This is a genomic window from Candidatus Poribacteria bacterium (assembly GCA_009839745.1).
Taxonomy (GTDB): Bacteria; Poribacteria; WGA-4E; order WGA-4E; family WGA-3G; genus WGA-3G.
The window spans coordinates 29,059-46,431 of record VXPE01000112.1; the positions used below are offsets into that span (position 1 = coordinate 29,059).

12 protein-coding genes are annotated in these 17,373 nt (G+C 48.1%); 1 reads left to right on the plus strand and 11 read right to left on the minus strand.

The genetic code is table 11. The annotated features are described in order from the left end of the window. Nucleotides 1–119 precede the first annotated feature (119 nt). The 10 genes from F4X88_17635 to F4X88_17680 all read right to left on the minus strand — a co-directional run bounded on the left by F4X88_17635 (nucleotide 120) and on the right by F4X88_17680 (nucleotide 14,268). The gene (locus F4X88_17635) at nucleotides 120–1,493 is read right to left on the minus strand and encodes a hypothetical protein (GenBank protein MYA58108.1); all 1,374 of its coding nucleotides are present in this window, start codon (nucleotides 1,491–1,493) and stop codon (nucleotides 120–122) included. A 131-nt stretch (nucleotides 1,494–1,624) separates the two neighbouring features. Continuing rightward, nucleotides 1,625–2,623 carry an NAD-dependent epimerase/dehydratase family protein gene (locus F4X88_17640; protein MYA58109.1) on the minus strand — a complete coding sequence of 333 codons (999 nt, stop codon included), beginning with the start codon at nucleotides 2,621–2,623 and terminating at the stop codon, nucleotides 1,625–1,627. Between the two features lie 134 nt (nucleotides 2,624–2,757). Further along, nucleotides 2,758–5,376, minus strand: coding sequence for a T9SS type A sorting domain-containing protein (locus F4X88_17645; GenBank protein MYA58110.1), 2,619 nt, complete (start codon nucleotides 5,374–5,376; stop codon nucleotides 2,758–2,760). Between the two features lie 23 nt (nucleotides 5,377–5,399). After that, on the minus strand, nucleotides 5,400–6,602 hold the full coding sequence (locus F4X88_17650) for a glycosyltransferase family 4 protein (GenBank protein ID MYA58111.1): 1,203 nt from the start codon (nucleotides 6,600–6,602) through the stop codon (nucleotides 5,400–5,402). A 138-nt stretch (nucleotides 6,603–6,740) separates the two neighbouring features. Beyond that, on the minus strand, nucleotides 6,741–7,010 hold the full coding sequence (tnpA, locus tag F4X88_17655; protein MYA58112.1) for an IS200/IS605 family transposase: 270 nt from the start codon (nucleotides 7,008–7,010) through the stop codon (nucleotides 6,741–6,743). 19 nt (nucleotides 7,011–7,029) lie between these two features. Next, a complete protein-coding gene (locus F4X88_17660) occupies nucleotides 7,030–7,782 on the minus strand; it encodes an NAD(P)-dependent oxidoreductase (protein ID MYA58113.1) in 753 nt (250 codons plus the stop codon). A gap of 228 nt (nucleotides 7,783–8,010) precedes the next feature. Then, complete coding sequence (locus F4X88_17665) at nucleotides 8,011–8,847, minus strand: polysaccharide deacetylase family protein (protein MYA58114.1); 837 nt, start codon at nucleotides 8,845–8,847, stop codon at nucleotides 8,011–8,013. 180 nt (nucleotides 8,848–9,027) lie between these two features. Continuing rightward, complete coding sequence (locus tag F4X88_17670) at nucleotides 9,028–10,011, minus strand: hypothetical protein (protein MYA58115.1); 984 nt, start codon at nucleotides 10,009–10,011, stop codon at nucleotides 9,028–9,030. Nucleotides 10,012–10,051: 40 nt separating this feature from the next. Next, complete coding sequence (locus tag F4X88_17675) at nucleotides 10,052–12,679, minus strand: polynucleotide kinase-phosphatase (protein ID MYA58116.1); 2,628 nt, start codon at nucleotides 12,677–12,679, stop codon at nucleotides 10,052–10,054. A 176-nt stretch (nucleotides 12,680–12,855) separates the two neighbouring features. Then, the gene (locus F4X88_17680) at nucleotides 12,856–14,268 is read right to left on the minus strand and encodes a 3' terminal RNA ribose 2'-O-methyltransferase Hen1 (GenBank protein ID MYA58117.1); all 1,413 of its coding nucleotides are present in this window, start codon (nucleotides 14,266–14,268) and stop codon (nucleotides 12,856–12,858) included. Between the two features lie 307 nt (nucleotides 14,269–14,575). On the opposite strand from F4X88_17680, the gene F4X88_17685 reads away from it, so the two are divergent. Next, a complete protein-coding gene (locus tag F4X88_17685) occupies nucleotides 14,576–16,069 on the plus strand; it encodes a hypothetical protein (protein ID MYA58118.1) in 1,494 nt (497 codons plus the stop codon). Nucleotides 16,070–16,199: 130 nt separating this feature from the next. Here the strand turns inward: F4X88_17685 and F4X88_17690 are convergent, their stop codons facing one another. Then, nucleotides 16,200–17,342: a mandelate racemase/muconate lactonizing enzyme family protein gene (locus F4X88_17690; GenBank protein ID MYA58119.1), complete on the minus strand. Its 1,143-nt coding sequence runs from the start codon at nucleotides 17,340–17,342 to the stop codon at nucleotides 16,200–16,202. Between the last annotated feature and the right edge of the window lie 31 nt (nucleotides 17,343–17,373).

Here is a 17,373-nt window from a genome sequence, read left to right on the forward strand (position 1 = left end):
CAACTTCCGACTTAAAAACTTAATAAAAAAGAACGTAGCCTGCAACAATACGCAGAAATACGCAGATTACTTCCAATTCCAGTAAATCTACATACTTCCCGACAGGGCTAAATTAAAAGTTAAAACCAAGACACCCGTGTTCTTCGGAGGAGATACGTCAGATTTCCAACAGCAAGAAGCGCAGTGATTGATACGGATAACGCAACGGATAGCAGCCACCACGTTTCCATTAACCCGTACGCTATCAGAAAATTGAGTATCGCCATCGTCACCATATTTGTGAAAATAGCGCGGTATGCCTTTTGGGCGTAAAGCCCAGCATTCAGCACAGGTATCAGACAGGAGAATACCATTCCTGTGCTGAGCCAAAAGAGGAGTTGTCCTATCAATTCAATTGACATTTCATTGATTGTGCCTCTCCCATACAAGAGCCAGCTGATCTTTCCATGGAATACCAACAGGACCAGGGTTACTGGAAATCCGATGATGATAGCCATGCGTGCGTTTCGGTTGAGCGTCCGCCCTAATTCCACCTTATTGTTTGCTGCGTCGTGCTCAGTAGTCGTGCGATCACCATCACCGCGCCGGCGTGTTACCACTGTCGCCATATCGGGCAAACCGGTTGTCGCAATACTGATACCGATGAGGGTCTGTAACGCCGAACAGATTTGGAAGGCAGACTTATAGAGCGTGATAGCACCACTGCCAAGTTGTGAAACAAGATACACTTCAACGAGTAAACGGTTCACGATTTGCCGTATCCCGAAGCCGAATGTCGGTAGGGCAACCGTATTTTTCAAAGAACGCAGCGTGTCCACAGAAACGCCTGTAAACGCATACCGGTGCCCCGTTCGATATGCCCCGAGGCAGAGCCACCCAAAATATGCGATAAATCCGCCTGTGTATGCCATCGCCACATAGTTTTCGAGGCGCTGTGTATTCCACAGAATCAGAAATATAAACGCCGTGGTGCCAGCCGGTAAAGCATTTCGGAGAGCAACTGTTTTGAAATGTTGCTGGCTATTTAGGAAAGCCCCCAAGACAGTGCTGCCACATCCGAAGATAAGGAGCGGCGCACAAAATCGCAACAGTGTCGTAGTCTTCTGGACATCAACAGTCGATTTCTGTAACAACCCGGCTGCTATCCAAGGGGCAAAAAGTTCGACCAGAATGAAAATCCCGAAGCCAATACTAATCAACAAAATTAGAAGACTATTCGTGAAACGTTGGTATTCCGTGCGAGTCATCTCCTTTTCGCGTGTGACGAAAACCGGAACGAGGCTGAATTTAGCACCCTCTCGGACAATAGTATCCACCAACAGCACGACCGTTAATGCGGCAGTGAGTGCGTCCGCTGTATCGCTGAATCCAAAGCGTTTGGGAATCAAGAGGACCCGGACGAGAAGACTCAACCCCATTCCAGCAAAGGTAATCCCCATCACCCAAAACGTCTTTTTAATGTTCCTTGCGGCTAAGTAACGTGGTCTGGACATTGAAGGGTTCGTATTCGAGTCGTCTGTGCCGTTGTTGCAGGTTTCGTGTTAGTGGACAAGTTCCCAAACCCAGTTGCGAATGAACCAAACACCTGCTCGTAATGAAATGGAGAGCAGTCCAAGAGCAATAGTTAAAAATTCCAACTTTCGGGTAGATTTTTGCGAATTTCGATATCAGTAAATGGAGCGGAAGTGCGGGGACCAACGGCCTGCGCCCAAGCTGCCATTCTCTCTAACCCTTCGGGAAGGGCGACTTGTGATGTTTCTCCGAAGACACCGTGGAATTTCTCGTGTGTGCAATACGCGTGCTTCACCTCTTCTCTTGCACGCACGTTGATAACAGAGACTTCCTTTCCCATCGCTGTCATCACCAAGTCTGCCAATTCGTTGACGGATACATGCTTATCCGATCCGACGTTAAAAACCTCTCCAGAGGTTTCGGGTATATCCACAACGCGAGCGATATGTGGGGCGACATCGGCGATATGTGTGAAGGCGCGCGTCTGTTCACCGTCTCCAAAGATAACTAACGGTTCCCCTTGCATAATATTATTCATGAAAATACCAATGACGTTTCGATACTTGTCACCGATATTCTGGAGTTCACCGTAGACGTTGTGCGGACGGAAAATAGTATACTCCAAACCGAAGAGTCGCTTTGCGGTGGCAAGTTCCTGTTCAACGGCGTATTTGGCGATACCGTAGGAATCTTCGGGCATTGGGATAAGTGCCTCGTGCATCGGGAGTTGGTTCGCGCCGTAAACAGCGATGGAGGAGGTGAACACAAACCGTTTGACGTTGTAATTTACGGCTGCATTGATGAGATTGACACTCCCGATGAGGTTGTTCTGGTAGTTAAAGCGTTTGATGAAGTGACTGAGCCCTTCCGCTGCATAGGCAGCGAGATGATAGATATAGTCGAATTGGTATTGCTCACAGAGTCGATTTATCAGCGACACATCGAGGATACTCCCTTCAACAAAGGTTGCGGCAGGGTTCAGGTTCTCACGGAAACCGCCGCTCAAGTCATCAAGGGCAACAACGTCTGTGTCTCCCTGGCGAAGAAGTTCATTAATTACGTGGGCGCCCATAAAGCCCGCGCCCCCTGTGACTAACACTGTCTTTTTCATATTTTTTATTTAGTGGTTAACAATCTTCAGTTAACAGTCTTCAGTTAAACACCTTGTGGCAGTCCTGTTTTTGCTTCCTGCGAGAGTATTGCTCTTAACTGACAACTGACTAACTGACAACTGACAACCATTCCCTATTTCACTATGACGAGCCGTCTTGTCTGTGTGAATGTTGGTGTTTCTAACTCATATACGTAAACGCCACTCGCCACGTGCTCCCCTAATTCGTTTTTGCCATCCCAATATGCGGCTTTACTTCGACTCAGGTAATACCCTGATATTTGATGCCCAATGAAAAGGGTCCTCACGATACGCCCTGTTGTGTCGTAGATGCGTATTGTGATATCACTATCTGTTGCGAGTTGATAAGGGATCCAAGTCTCTGGATTAAAGGGGTTCGGATAGTTGGCATAGAGTTTGGTCTCCAAGGGACCATCAATAGACATCAACAGTTGTTCTAAAAAGCGTTTTACCAATGCTATTTGTGTAGCGTCTCCTGGGATTTCTTCAATTTTTTGGTAAAAAGAATGGAGGAACACGATAGCGGCATTTGATAACGAAGCAACACTATTTGATACAGCAGTGGATCTCGGGGTAGTTTGATGTTTCTGAGTCGGTGCTGCAGCGACGCTTTGATTTTCTTCAATAATCTTGATAATCCAAACCAGATCTTCAAGGTCTACTTGCTTATCTTTATTGGTATCAACTCGTATGTCTGTAGGAGGATTTTCTCCGAAGTGTACCATGACCTTAAGGAGGTCAAGTATATCCACGTGTCCATCCCGATTGACATCGCCGGGAATTGATGTTTGAACCCCATCTTCAACGACGTGTAACACTTGGTTGACTGTTACATCTGTCAATTTTTGAACGATACCGCTGGGCCAATGAATGACCAATTCACTGACAGTTTGGTTCTGTGCAAGTCCAAAATGGATGCGTTTCTGGTCTTGTTGCGCCCAGTGAATGCCGCCTCCATTTTCTCGGAGTTGAGTTTTGCCGTCAGGCGTAGTTGCGAAAACCCTTGCGCCGATTCCATCGCGATTGGAAACCGTCCCCTCTAAATCAATTTGCAACCAATTATTACCACCCCCAACGTTTCGGAAAAGCTGATCGGGCCCCTCGCTAAAAGGGTATTCGGCTCGCCCGTTTGTGAGAAAAAGGTCGAGGTAACCATCCTTATCGTAATCTGCGACAGTGGCACTTTGTCCTCTCCCATTCGAACTCCCGGAAACTTCATCAGCATCCAGGCTTTTAAGGAAGCGACCATTACCAAGGTTTGTATAGAGACGATTGGGAACATTAGCAGATGCCCATGAACGGACAACATAGATGTCTACATCCATATCGTTATCAAAGTCGCCTACTGCGACACAGCGCCCGTCTTCAAAAGTATTGAAAGCCTCCATGTTTGGGGCATTCCGGAATTCGTCTCCTCGGTTAATCAGGAGCTGAGACGGCGGTTGATCGCGCAAGTCTGTCAGTGAAAAGTTAATAGTTTGGAATTCTGATATAGGTTGCATCGCTTCTACCAAGACTATGGCAGGTTTCTTCTGAGAGAGGAGCGTCCATCTTTTTGTCTCCGGTTGATACCCTACGTAAATCCCATAGTTGGCATTTTCAGGGCGCGGTTTCAGCCCGACGACTCTTGGATCATCTGGAGAGAGTGTAATTTTAAAGGTCGCGGATCGGAGGTTTGGCGTTACACCTTGAAACTCGCCTCCCTCAAACTTTGTCACCAAGTGTCCATCGGCTCCGATGTTCACTAAGGGCAATCGCGGTCCCCATTCTGAATAAATCTGAAAAAAGACATCACCTTCCGTTTTGAAACTAATCCCTATCTCATCTGAATTGCCGCGCAGATTCAATTCTAATTTATGGGAATCTATCTGTCCTGCGTAGGATTGATAGATTCCACGGGCAAGAAAGATATCAGGACGTAAATCTCCATTGAAATCTGCAATTGCGGCATCATGTACAGAATACCCCCTGGAAATACCGAGTGTTCCAATTAGGTCCTTAAAGGAAGTTCCGGATGTATCATATATCGCGAGCGGGTATTTGTGATAACTAAGGACGATTTCCATATTTCCGTCTGCAGTTATGTCAGCGTATTGTGCAAGTGCGGCACTTTCTGAGAAAGAGAATCCGGCGAAGGTGCTGATGTTTTCAAAGCCATTCGTGGTTTGTCCGAACAAAGCAGACGTGATTGAGGCACCGCCCTTACCCTGTCTGGGAATCCCCGTCATAAGGAGATCAAGTCGTCCATCATGGTTTGAATCAAGCCAGAGCGGTGTCCTACTCCGCAAAAGTGGATAATCCACACCCAGTTCTTTGGCGCGCTCTATCAACAGCCCGTTCTCGTTCACATAGAAGTGGTTAGCGTGGTTATCGCGCACCCCACTTAAACCGCCTCCACTCCCTGACAATACAATCAGATCTTGGTCGCCATCGTTATCGAAGTCAGCCCATGCTACGCCGTGTGTATCTGCAGTGGGATTCGCGTCCCAAACCTCGTCAATAACATTTGTAAAGGTGCCGTCACCATTATTCCGATATAAACTTGGTTTATGTCGATGATTCGTCGCCCATAAGTCAAGGTATCCGTCGCCGTCAAAATCTCCCCAAGCATTCCCCCAACTTTCACCGATTCGAGTGATTCCCGCCTGCTGTGATACATCTTCAAATCGTATTTCACTGAACGCCGTGGACAGCAGGGAAAAAATGATCAGTAACGTTATTAAAATCCGCATTTTTCTCCTTATGATACAGTCCTTTATAAAAACTGTTGATAGATGCTCATAATCTTTTCATAATGAATGTTAGCATTAAACTCGGTTTCTACCTTGTGGCGTGCCGCACGCCCCATCTCTGTCGCTTCGCTTTTATGCTCGAACATCCACAGTAGCCGTTCTCGCAGTGCCTCTTGTCTGCCCGGCGGAAAAAGAAATCCATCAACACCGTCTACGATGAGTTCAGGAATTCCGCCGATATCAGCCCCGATCGCTGGTTTGCCGTAGGCATACGCCTCCAAAATAGACATCGGGCAGTTTTCATATAGTTCGGATGGCAAGACCATACCAATACAATTCTGAATCAGTTCCCGGAGTTCATCACCCTGCTTAAAACCGAGCAGGTGAATATGCTCACATTCATTCTGTTCACGCATACGCTGAAGTTCAGGCATCGCCTCACCATCTCCGACAATATAGAGCGGGACGTGTTTGAGTGGCATCGCTGCTTCCATTAACGTAAAAATCCCTTTACTTCGATACAAGCGCCCGAAATAGAGAAGATAGTTCCCGGCTTTGAAATTCGGCGTGATGTCAGAGACCTCGACAAAGTTGTGTACAGTTGATATCTTATCTTCAGGAATACCGTAGGAGATCATTTTTTTACGGTTGAAGTGACATACAGAAATGAAATGGTCAAACTTGTCATGTGAACCCAGTATCTGAGAGAAATAAGATTCGGTAACGCTCAACGCAGTGCGAGCGAGTGATCCCTTATTGCATCGTTTGGGGAGGGCGCGCCAAAAGTGTTTACCCGCACAAGCCTCACAAATTTCATCGTTCGAGATATGACTATGAACTGGACACGTCAACTTAAAATCATGTAACGTCTGAATGAGCGGGATCCCTGCTTTTTTGAGTTCGCCCAAGATTGAAGCCGTCAGTTTACCGTAGTAGATGTGGAAATGTGCGAGATCAATTTCTGTGTGTTTTAGTAACCCTCGAATTGATTTAACAGCGTCGTATGAATATAGAAAGCGGAACAAGTCGCCTACTGCCGGCTGCTCAAAATTTGCACCGCGCGGGAAATAACGTTCCCATTCAGACGACTCATTTTCAGGATCTGCCGCCGTAAAGGGGATGATTCGGTGTCCATGCTTTCTTAACAACTCAGCGAGCACAAAAAAGTAGCGATCGGAACCGCCACGGACATAATGATTTTGTGAGACATTCAGGATAGTGTGCATTCTGGATAGTCTTTTATGACTTGGAGTGTTACACCGCCACAAGAACTTATACCAAATCTGAAAAATAAATTCGCATTTCAGAGATTTTGAAATGCTATGAGGATTCGGACGGATTAGACGGGCGAGGGGACCTCGCCCCTACGAGCGGGTTTTCGCTAATGAGAAACGGTTATTCAGAAATGGTATTACAAACTTTGAACGCGTCCAAAGTGAAGGCAGACGACTTTTGAGAGACGGATATTCTTCTCGCAAAACTTTAGCCGTATAGCCCTTGATTTTGCCACCAATTTTGTCTATAGAATCTGTAGGCGGTATCTCAACAAGTAAGTGAACATGCTCTTGTTGTGTTTCAACTTCACGGATTTCATAACCATACTCGGTCTCTTTTTCGCATATCAGTTGTTTCAATTGAATTTTAATTTTCTATTTAGGTTCCGACAAACTGAGAATACACATCCCGGACTGTTTTAAAGCCAGGGAGCATATAGTCTGGACGTGCTTGCAGTTCGAGCGGTGGATGGTTTTCTCCCAAAACAGCCGCGGCCGTCGTTTCTGTATAGAATCCGCCATCGGTTAACTCTGCCAACTCTTTCACTTCAACAGCTTTGCCTGTTCCAACATCATAGGTGCCGATAATATTTGAATTTTCAACATAGCGGACAGCACGCACGACATCTGCTACGTGGATATAATCCCGGCGAAAGGGACAGAACACATAGCGAAGCGTCCGCCGCATGAGTTTTTCAGGTACAGAATGGTTTTCAGGTGGGCGATTGTCCTCATCGCCATAGACATTGTAGAGCCTCAAAATACAATACTTTTCATTGTTTACCCGGATGTAGTCCTCAGCGACCCGCTTAGACCATCCATAGTAAGATTCCGGAGCGATCGCCGTGCAAGAGGATATAAAAATGAGAAAGGCATTTTTCTGACGCGCCATATCAGCGAGTTGCTTTGTCGCTTCATAGTTCCATTTAAAGATGTTCGGGTCTTGATAAAGTGAATCAGCTATTGCTCCGCAATGAATAATCGTCGTTGCCTGTTCTATCGAATCACGCACTTCGGCAAATAACGTCTCCCATCGCTGAAAACACTGACTTTCATCAAGGGTGTTTGCCGAAGGATACGCTTGATGCAAGTGTCCGCCAATATAACCGCTGTTCCCGGTTAGGAAAATCATAGAAATCACCTCCCCACACAAAATAGGTATAATCTTTGTCTAAACCAGTGATGCGGGAGTAAAAACCTTCAGAAACTGTGGAAAAATCCGCATCCAAGACGCTAATATTGTAACACACTGAACGTAAAATGTCAAGTCCCAAATTACCGTGGAACACCTCTAAAGTCCGCTGATATTCAGTGGATAAAGCCCTCTGTATTGTGTCTATTTTAATCGCAGTAGTTCCACTTAAGGCAATACAGCATTTACCCAACTATTAAGCCGTTGCGGGATTGTTGTGAGTTGCGCGCGGAAAAGGGTCAATCCAGCATCATCGGCAATCGGAACGGTTCTCAGTCGATAGGGTGCAGTCTTCTGCGTATTCCAGCCTATATCGGTCGTCCGCGCCGATCGGAACCCCGCCGTTTTCACAATCTCAATTTCGCGTTCGGTATAATCACCGTTCGGGTAACTGAAATGGGAACATTCAATATCCAAAAGTTTCTCTAAATCCAGCTTGCTACCCAGAATTTCTTGTCTACATTCCGCTTCCGTACAGTGTGGTAAAATCGGATGGAACTGCGTATGCGGTTGAAAATCAACGTCCGCTATCATCTCTTTCATTTCGGCGATATTCAATGCCTGCCTCTCTGGATACGTCTTTTCGGGTTCAAAGTCAGCGGTATGCTTGAGGAACGCTAACCGTTCTACATTCGGCAGTCTTTTCAGTTTTTCTCTCTCCGCTTTGGATTGCTCTTCCACTTTAAACCAGAAATGCCGATGTGTATCAACAATCTGTGTGCAAACAAAGAGTGTCGGACAAATACGGTACTGCTTGAAAAGGGGTAAGAGTTTGATATTATCCGCGTGGCCATCGTCGATAGTAATTACAACGCTCTTCGCGGGGATCCGTGAGAAATCCTTCTGATGAATAGCGGAGACCAAGGTATCAAGTGAGATAACTGTATAATGGCGCAAGAGATACGCAATATGTCTCGCGAAAACAGCCGACTTCGCATCGTGATACATAAGGATAGCGACCCGGTTGCGGCAGAGGCATTCCCGAATGAGGATATGTATACCCAATAAACAGATTAGGGTTGCCACTATATTTTTAAGAATTTTTATTTTTCCTTGCGGTTCGGTCAGGTAGGCTGGTCAAAAAACGTGCCTTCCCGTAGAATCGCCCTCCCTTGGCGCAAGCCGCGTGTGGGCTTGCGGGAAAATACAGGCTTGCGGCTCTTGTGAACAGGACACGGCGTGTGTCTACTTCTTTAATCCAGTGAGGAGTCCCGGATATGGAAAGCCTGCATCGGCGATTCGCGTATCCGCGAAGGGTTCATAATGGACTGTCCCTATCTGTTTGGTAGTCAGTACCGGATCAGCACCATCCACAATGACATTGGCTATCTCAGTCGTATCTGAGTTTCCCCACCAATTGCTGGTCACCACTAAGTCAAATTTCACGTTTAAACGGAGTGCAAAAATATTCGTGTTCAGATTGTTGTTTTGAATAATAGATTGGACATTCTCACAGAAGATACCGGTCTCGTTTTTGGTGATATTGTTTCTTTCAATTCTCGGACGCGTTTGGCGTCCGAGAGTGCTGATGCCGATGTGATTGTCAAGAATGTCGTTGTGTTGAACGCGAGCGTCACTCCCGTCGAGAGCGATGGCGGTTTTATTTTGACGAAAAACGCACGCTGCAACAGTTGGCGATGCCGTTTGGATGTCAAGAGCGACTGTGGCATACGCTATAACCGCCCCTCTGACAAAACTCTCTAAATCGTGTGTGTGGTCGAAAAGGATACCGTTCCAATCGCCGGGGGCAGGTCCGACAGTGTCCGATGTGAGATGCACAAGTCGAGTTACTGGGTCTTGATCTAAAGGGGTCCCGATCTTTAAAATACCTCTTACGATGAGAAGGGCATCCCGTTTAAATTTAACAGTTGTGCCGGGTCGGATGTTGAGGGTTATATTCTGTGGAATCTCTACTGTTCCCTGTACAATATACGTCTTCTCGGGGTCCCACGTTTCATTCTCAATAAGTTGATGGTCTTTGAGGACAACTTCGGAGGTATCTTCAGGTGATACGGGATTCGGATCTTCTTGCGTCGCACAGCCTCCCCCTATCGATAAACTCAGGCAGAAGATTAATAGGCAATATATCAATTGAATCTTCATTTTTTCTGCTATTCCAGTAAAATTCCTTATTTTGTAAAGTTCGTTGCAACCTTCGGAGATTTTCATCAAAAAATTTGGAGAAGAGGGTTATCTTAACGATAATGCTTTAGAGTCTTGGATCAACCGCCTCGCTCTCAAGCGACAGAATTCCGAAAACGCATTCATGAACACGAGACAACGGTTCACGACGAACAAACCGCTCAAGTGCCTCAACTCCCAATGCAAACTCTCGAAGTGCAAGGGAACGCTTGTGAGAGAGTCCCCGGGTCCGAAGTCGCTCTAAGTTTTGCGGCAGTGTATATTCCGGTCCATAGATGATTCGCAGGTATTCACGACCTCGGCACTTTATAGCGGGTTGGACCAATCCTCGTTTGCCTTGGACGATAAAATCCAGAGGTTTGATGACTGCGCCTTCACTCCCTTGCGCAGTGAGTTCCTCCCAGCGACGGACGGCTGCAGTTTGGCTGGCGTCATCGGTTAGATCAACCATTCCGTAGGGAGTTGCGAGCAACAGGTTGTCCTCAGAATTTTGACAGAGTTCTGTAAGCATTTCCATGTGCCACAGATGGTCTTTGTCGAAGTACACCGCACCTTCCGTCGCGAGTAGGTGGAAAGGTGCCAATTTCAGGTCCGAGACAGATTGGACGTTCCAGCAGTATTGCTGATAAGCGTTGATGTATGCGTCGATTGCCCCTGCGCGTTGCCGATAGTTATCCAATACAGAATTTACCTCAATGCCCCGTTCAGCAGCGGCTTCCAAGGAAGTAATGGCTTCTCCCAAAGCAATACGAGCCGACGTTCCGACCGGGGCATATTGCTGCTGCAGCAACTGCTGCGCCTTAACCGACCACGGCATCAACTCACAATCAAAACAGATCCAATCTGTGTTCAGCGTCTCCCAATAACCGACGCTGTCTACCGCAATTTTCACCTGTTTCAACAGCTCGGCTTCAACGGCAGCCTCATTAAAGAAGTTTCTGCCGGTGCGTGTGTAACAGATACCAAGGGTGTCGTCCGTAACACCAAACCGTTTTTTGGCGGTCTCTGGATCCCGGCAAACGACAACAACAGCGCGTGATCCCATGTGTTTTTCTTCCCAGATGACGTTGGATACGCCCTGTCTGCGATAATAAGTGAACGCCTCCGTTGGATGTTCAAGCAAACCGGGTCTGTTTGTCGTCTCAGTTGGGGACATCGTCGCTGGAAGGTATATAAGCCATTTTGGGTCTATAGCGAAACGACTCATCACCTCAAGTGCGGTTATGGCATTCTCTTCACGGATTGTTACAGTGTGATGTAACCGTGTGTCAATAACGCGCCTTCCGAGGACATCATCGATGTTTAGGATATCACCGGCTATAGATATGGGAACTCTCTTCTGGAGAGCTTCAACGGAATTCTTTTCAAGCGCTTCAGCGGGGTGCGTCTGTAGCGGTTTCGTCGGTTCGTAATATGTTCGGTGTGCGGGAACAGACACGAGCTCTTTTTCAGGGTATCGCAACGCAGTCAGTTTACCGCCAAAAACACATCCGGTATCAATGTTAATTGTTCGATTTACCCACTGTGACTCGGCGACTGGCGTGTGTCCATAGACAACCATCGCATCGCCGCGATACTCGTCAGCCCAATTGCTCCGAATCGGCAAGCCGAACGTATCGGTTTCTCCAGTCGTTTCCCCATAGAGTGCGAATTCACGCACGCGCCCTGAGGCTCTGCCTTGTAATTCCGCCTTCATTCCAGCATGGGCGACGACCAATCTTCCGTTGTCAAGTACACAGTGGCTTACCAAACCATCCAAGAATTCCGCGACTTGCGTCTTAAATGCGGTTGATGTTTTTTTCAACTGAGAGAGCGACTCCGCCAATCCGTGTGTTGGGTTCACATTTTTGCCACGTAGTGCACGCACCAGTTTTACGTCATGATTTCCGGGGACACAGATAGCCGCGCCAGTCTTTTGCATTCCCATGACCAAGCGTAATACCTCAGCAACCTTCGGACCTCGGTCAACAAAATCCCCAACGAAAATCGCTTTCCTGCCTTGTGGTGGCTCAACAATAGTTTCACCATCTGACTGCGTTGAGATTTCATAACCAAGTTCCTTGAGTAATTGAACAAGTTCATCAAAACAGCCGTGAATATCACCTATAATGTCAAACGGTCCATGCTCATTTGTGCGGTTGGTCCACAAGGGCTGCCGTTCTATACGGATGGCTTCAATAGCTTCAGGTGTGGACATCACATAGACGAAATTCCGAAAACCTTCACGTTTGAGATATCGCAGTGAGCGACGCAGTTGCTGGTTCTGCTGACGGATGACATGCGGTTTTAAATTGCGATCGGGACGTCCCTCATTTCTCTCTTGACAGAGTTTTGGGGGCATGTTAAACACAATCGCAACAGTTAAGTAATGGTATTCGCGTGCCAGCGCAAGCAAAGGTTTGCGTGCTTCAACTTGGACGTTCGTTGCATCAATGACCGTCAATTTACCAGCAGCGAGCCGTTTCGCGGCGATGAAACGCAGCACTTCGAATGCATCGTTTGTTGCCGTCTGGTCGGTTTCGTCGTCCGAAACAAGCCCTCGACAGAAATCCGATGAAAGAATCTCGGTCGGCTTGAAGTGCTTACGAGCAAAGGTGGACTTGCCTGACCCGGAAGGTCCAATAAGGATTACAAGTGAGGGTTCAGGAATTTTAATTTTTCCTTGCGGTTCGGTCAGGTCGGTTTGAACTTTCATCTGCTTCTCCGTAGACCCGCCTGCGTGTTTTTGCTTGGGTATTTCTGCGTATTGTTGCAGGCTACTCCTTTAGGGTTTAACGAAACCTCTTTACTGATAACTGATAACTATAAGTATCCCTTGCGGTTCGGTCAGGTCGGCTTGGTAAGAGACACGCCTTTCCGTAGAGTCATCTTTCATTTGATAACAGGCTTGCGGTTTCGAGTAAAGACTGCCATTTGTGTTGGTGGACCAACGCCTTCAGCCTCTGGTCCAATTGGGTAAAATTCAACGGCATAACCGCAGCGTTTAGCAACATCTGATGCCCAGGATTGAAACTCGTTTCGTGTCCACTCGAAACGGTGGTCCTTATGCCGAAAGGATCCAGCCTCGAGGTTCTCAAACTTCACGTTGTATTCTATATTGGGCGTCGTCAACACAACGGTTCGAGGACACGTAAATTCAAAAATCACTCGCTCAAAAGCCGCAAGTCGCGGTGCATCTAAGTGTTCGATTACCTCTATAACCGCAGCTGCATCGTATCCAGATAGACGTTTATCTCGATATCCGAGCGATCCTTGAAATAGGCGGAGTCGTTTTTTCTGTTTATCGGGTAACCGATCGTAATGGAGCCGTTCCTGTGCGATTTTTAGTATGCGATGTGAAACGTCCATTCCGACAATCTCTTCAAACTGTTCTTCAGTCAACAACTTACGGAGAAGTTTTCCTTCACCGCACCCCAGATCGAGCACGCGCCTTGCACCACACTGTTTGAGGACTTCAGTGACCATAGCCAAGCGGACTTCGTTCAGACCGATACGTTCTTCAACCTGCTCTTCCTGTGCTTGACCGAATTCGTCAGTCTCTTGCGCATCTTCTTCACGCAATTGGGCGAGTGCCTCCTGCGTGAGTTTTCGTTGATGTTTCAGGTAGCGAAGGACGATAGATTCCTGTTCTGGATGCGCGGTGAGCCAGTTATCCCCATGCTTTAAGAGTTTTTTGACCTCTGCATCGCCAACCCAGTAGTGCTTTTCGTCGTCAAGTACAGGCGTCAAAACGTAAAGGTGCGTGAGGAGTTCGCTTAAGGAACAGGTCTTTTCGAGTGTTACCGTAAAATAACGACTGTCGCCCCACTCCGGAAACTGTGTATTTAGCGTGTGCCGTTGTGCCTCGATTGTATAACCGAGCGGCTCGAAAAGCCGTCGCAACAATTTCTCTCCACCGCGACACGGCAGAATGGATAACTTCGCGCTTAGCGGAATCTCAGTCTTTACGAGTTCTGGACGTTCTTTGCATTTACCTGACAACGCGCTGCCAAACACCCTCGATATCGCTACACTTAAAAATGAGGAAGCAACATACGGACGATCGTTGACGTATTGCGATAGCGCGAAACTTTCCGCAAATTGCCCGCGGGAGCGGCGGATAAGTCCCACCGAATCAACGTCGAGCAGCAGTGCTGCCGTGCATTTTTCGGTCTGTGCCTCTGGATAAAAGACATGTGCTTGACCAAAGGGAAGTGTAAAGGATTGAATTCGCGCTGGGTGTTTATGCAACAGATAGCCGAGGTCTGTCGCAGGAGAATATGTAGTTGATATTGTCAATAACATATTTTAATTTATTGCTTCTGGGCACCGCTCCATTTCATTACGCGGTGGTCTCTGGTTAACTCAAAAGACACCTTAAGTCTGCCTACATTACATTATACTTTCCTTTCTGGGTCTCGTCAAGTCTTTTGCAGCGCCTTCCAGAACCGTTCAGACCTCAGCTGCCAATCATCAGCGATTGGCAGTCAGTACGTTGAGACGCATGACATTTGTTTTAAACCTAAAAATGCAGTATAATAGAACCAGAACTCTCACCTAACATCTTGCACCATCAAATAGAATGGGTGCCACGCTCGGAGGATATTGTCAAATGGCGGATTTTGATTCTCACGCATATACACCGGTATACCCGGGGCCGAATGCGGTTCTGCTTGAAGCACAAGCACGAGTTTGCACGGGACCCCACCAGACGCGTCCTTTAGGTATAAACGCTTCGGATTTTCCGCAGCCGGAGCCACTTCTTGAAACACTTCTGAAATCCTTAAGGGGTGAACTCCCAGCGTCAGACGCAGCTTCAGAGGCGCAGATGGGCGCGTTCTTTGCGGCAATGACGCTCCGTGCCTATTTCCCCAAGGCAACACAGTGGAGTCCAGCAGAGCAAGCGGCGTTCCGTAAATACCGTTCAGCCCTTACAGCGCAACTGCCCCCAGAAATTCAATACCTCATGAACCCTGCGCGCGGCTACGTCCCAGCGAATCCGACAGAGACAATCGTCGTAAACGCGTTAGAAAAGATTCTACGGGCAAAACATTTAGGGTATACCGAAACCCGAGAGATGTGTAAAGCCATCCTTAGCAACGACGTGAAACCCGCTTTCAAAGGTGCTGCGCTGATCGGACAAAGAATGAACCGCGAGACTTATCAGGAAGTGCGCGGTTATCTTGACGCGTTCTTCGGACCCGAAGCGGTCGAACCGATTGACATTGCCGAATTAACGCATTTTGGGCAACCCTATGACGGTGCAAGGCGTTATTTTCGTCCGACCGTGTTCGTCGCGGCAGTACGTGCCGCACTCGGCGAAGCATCACTCCTCCACAGTGTGGATGCAATGCCCCCAAAAAACGGTGTAACAGAGGAAACCCTCCTGAAGGCACTCGGGGCCAACACGCGCCTATCGCTTGCCCAGACGGCTTCACTGATTACAGACGCATCGGTGGGTTTCGGATACATCAGCCAGCGTGAGTATTGCCCTGCCGCCTATAACTTGCGCGAACTGCGGGTGCACATCAAGAAACGCCCACCTTGGGCTGCGACTGAGAAGGCGCAACAGTTTTTTTCGGCACGAGAGGCAAACTACATGGTGCTCGGCTACTATCATATCGGATATGAGAAACCCCTTCTCCAGTTGGCGTGGGAGCGCGGATTCGATGCGGCGGTTGCTGTGAAGGGAGAGGAAGGGACAAGCCACTATGCGCTCCGACTCGGAAAGCCTTCTACGCCCGCTCCTGCAGGAAATGAAAACGCAAGGATGGCAGTCAACTATTCCCAAGGTTTCCGTCGTGTAAACGATGTCCGTGAAGATTTCGCGTTGGATATCGATCCGGGGATTTATGGATTTGACTATACGAGAAGTCCACGTCCAGAGGTTGTCAGCGCGGCGGCATTTGCGGAAGCCGGTGTGGCGGCACTCTCCGGTGAGAAAGGACATATCTACGACAGAATTCTCCTAAACACAGCGATGGTAGATTACCTGTTAGGAATTTGCCCAGAACCTAAAGATGCGCTTGCTCGCGCCCAGTCAGTGATGGACAATGGGCGCGCGTTGAAGCATTTACAGGCGTATATAGGAGCCAGCAATCAATAGTCAGCAAGAAGACGTAAAAGTCTTGGGACGTTCTAAAGTGTGCTAAAGTTGGGAAGTTGGAAAGTCGATCAAAACTTGCAAACTTCTCAACTTCTCAACTTGCGAACTTTCTACTGAGGGCTGACGGGTATTAAATATAACCTGTCGACCCATCGGGTCGGATGGGACAGGTGCGTTGCCAATGGATGTATTCGTTGTCGGCGATTGCGGATTCGTTGACCTCTACACCCAAGCCGGGACGATCTCGCAATTCCAAATACCCGTCTTTTGGCAGATAAGGTTCGTCTACCCACGCGTTCCATTCCGTCTCGGTAGGCAGCAGATACTCAAGGATTTTGAAATTCGCGGTTGCGGCGGCGAAGTGAACATTCACTGCCGTTGCGAGCGGTCCCATCGGGTTATGCGGTGCGACACTGACGTAGTGTGCTTCGGCAATCGCAGCAATCTTCCGCATCTCCAGTAACCCACCACAGACACATACATCCGGCTGAATTATGTCAGCCCCTTGCGCTGCAATAACATCCAGAAACTCAAAGCGCGTATAGAGGGATTCCCCCGTTGCGAGTGGCACTTGCATCTGGGCGCGTAGGCGTGCCCATGCGGGTATATGCTCGGGTCGGAGGGGTTCCTCATAGAAATAGGGATCGTAGGGCGCGAGGGCGTTTGCGAGTTGGAGCGCGCGTATGGGTTCAAAGATTTTGGCGTGTGGGTCGAAGGCGAATTCCCAATCCGTGGGTGTGTTATCCCGAATTTGCTCAAAATAGGTAGCGGCTGCCTCACAAACGCGTCCCCAACGATCTGCATCGGGATCAAGCTGGTAAGGACTCGTCTTGAAAGCCGTAAACCCCCACTCTTCATGGAGTTTGTGTGCTTGATCTGCGGCTTCAATACCATCCCTACCGCCGATACCACGATAGACGCGGATGTGGTCCCGAGCGTGTCCACCGAGGAGCATGTATACCGGCAAACCCGCTGCTTTTCCACTGATGTCCCAGAGGGCGTGATCGACAGCAGAAATAACAGCAAGTCCAGCACCACCGGGTGGGAACCGGAACTGCTGATGCAGTTTCATCATTATATATTCAATGCGCCTCGGGTCGTCACCTTGAATCATCTCAAAGATGTAGTCAGCGATCGGCTCAACAGAGAGGTCGGGACCCGTGGAGTAGGCTTCACCCCATCCGTAAAGTCCTTCATCTGTTTCGACTTTGATGAGCCCGCGAGGTCGATTGCCGAAGCGTGCCATAAAGGTTTTGATCGCGGTAATTTTCATATTTTTAACTATGAGCCTCCGTTTTTTATGG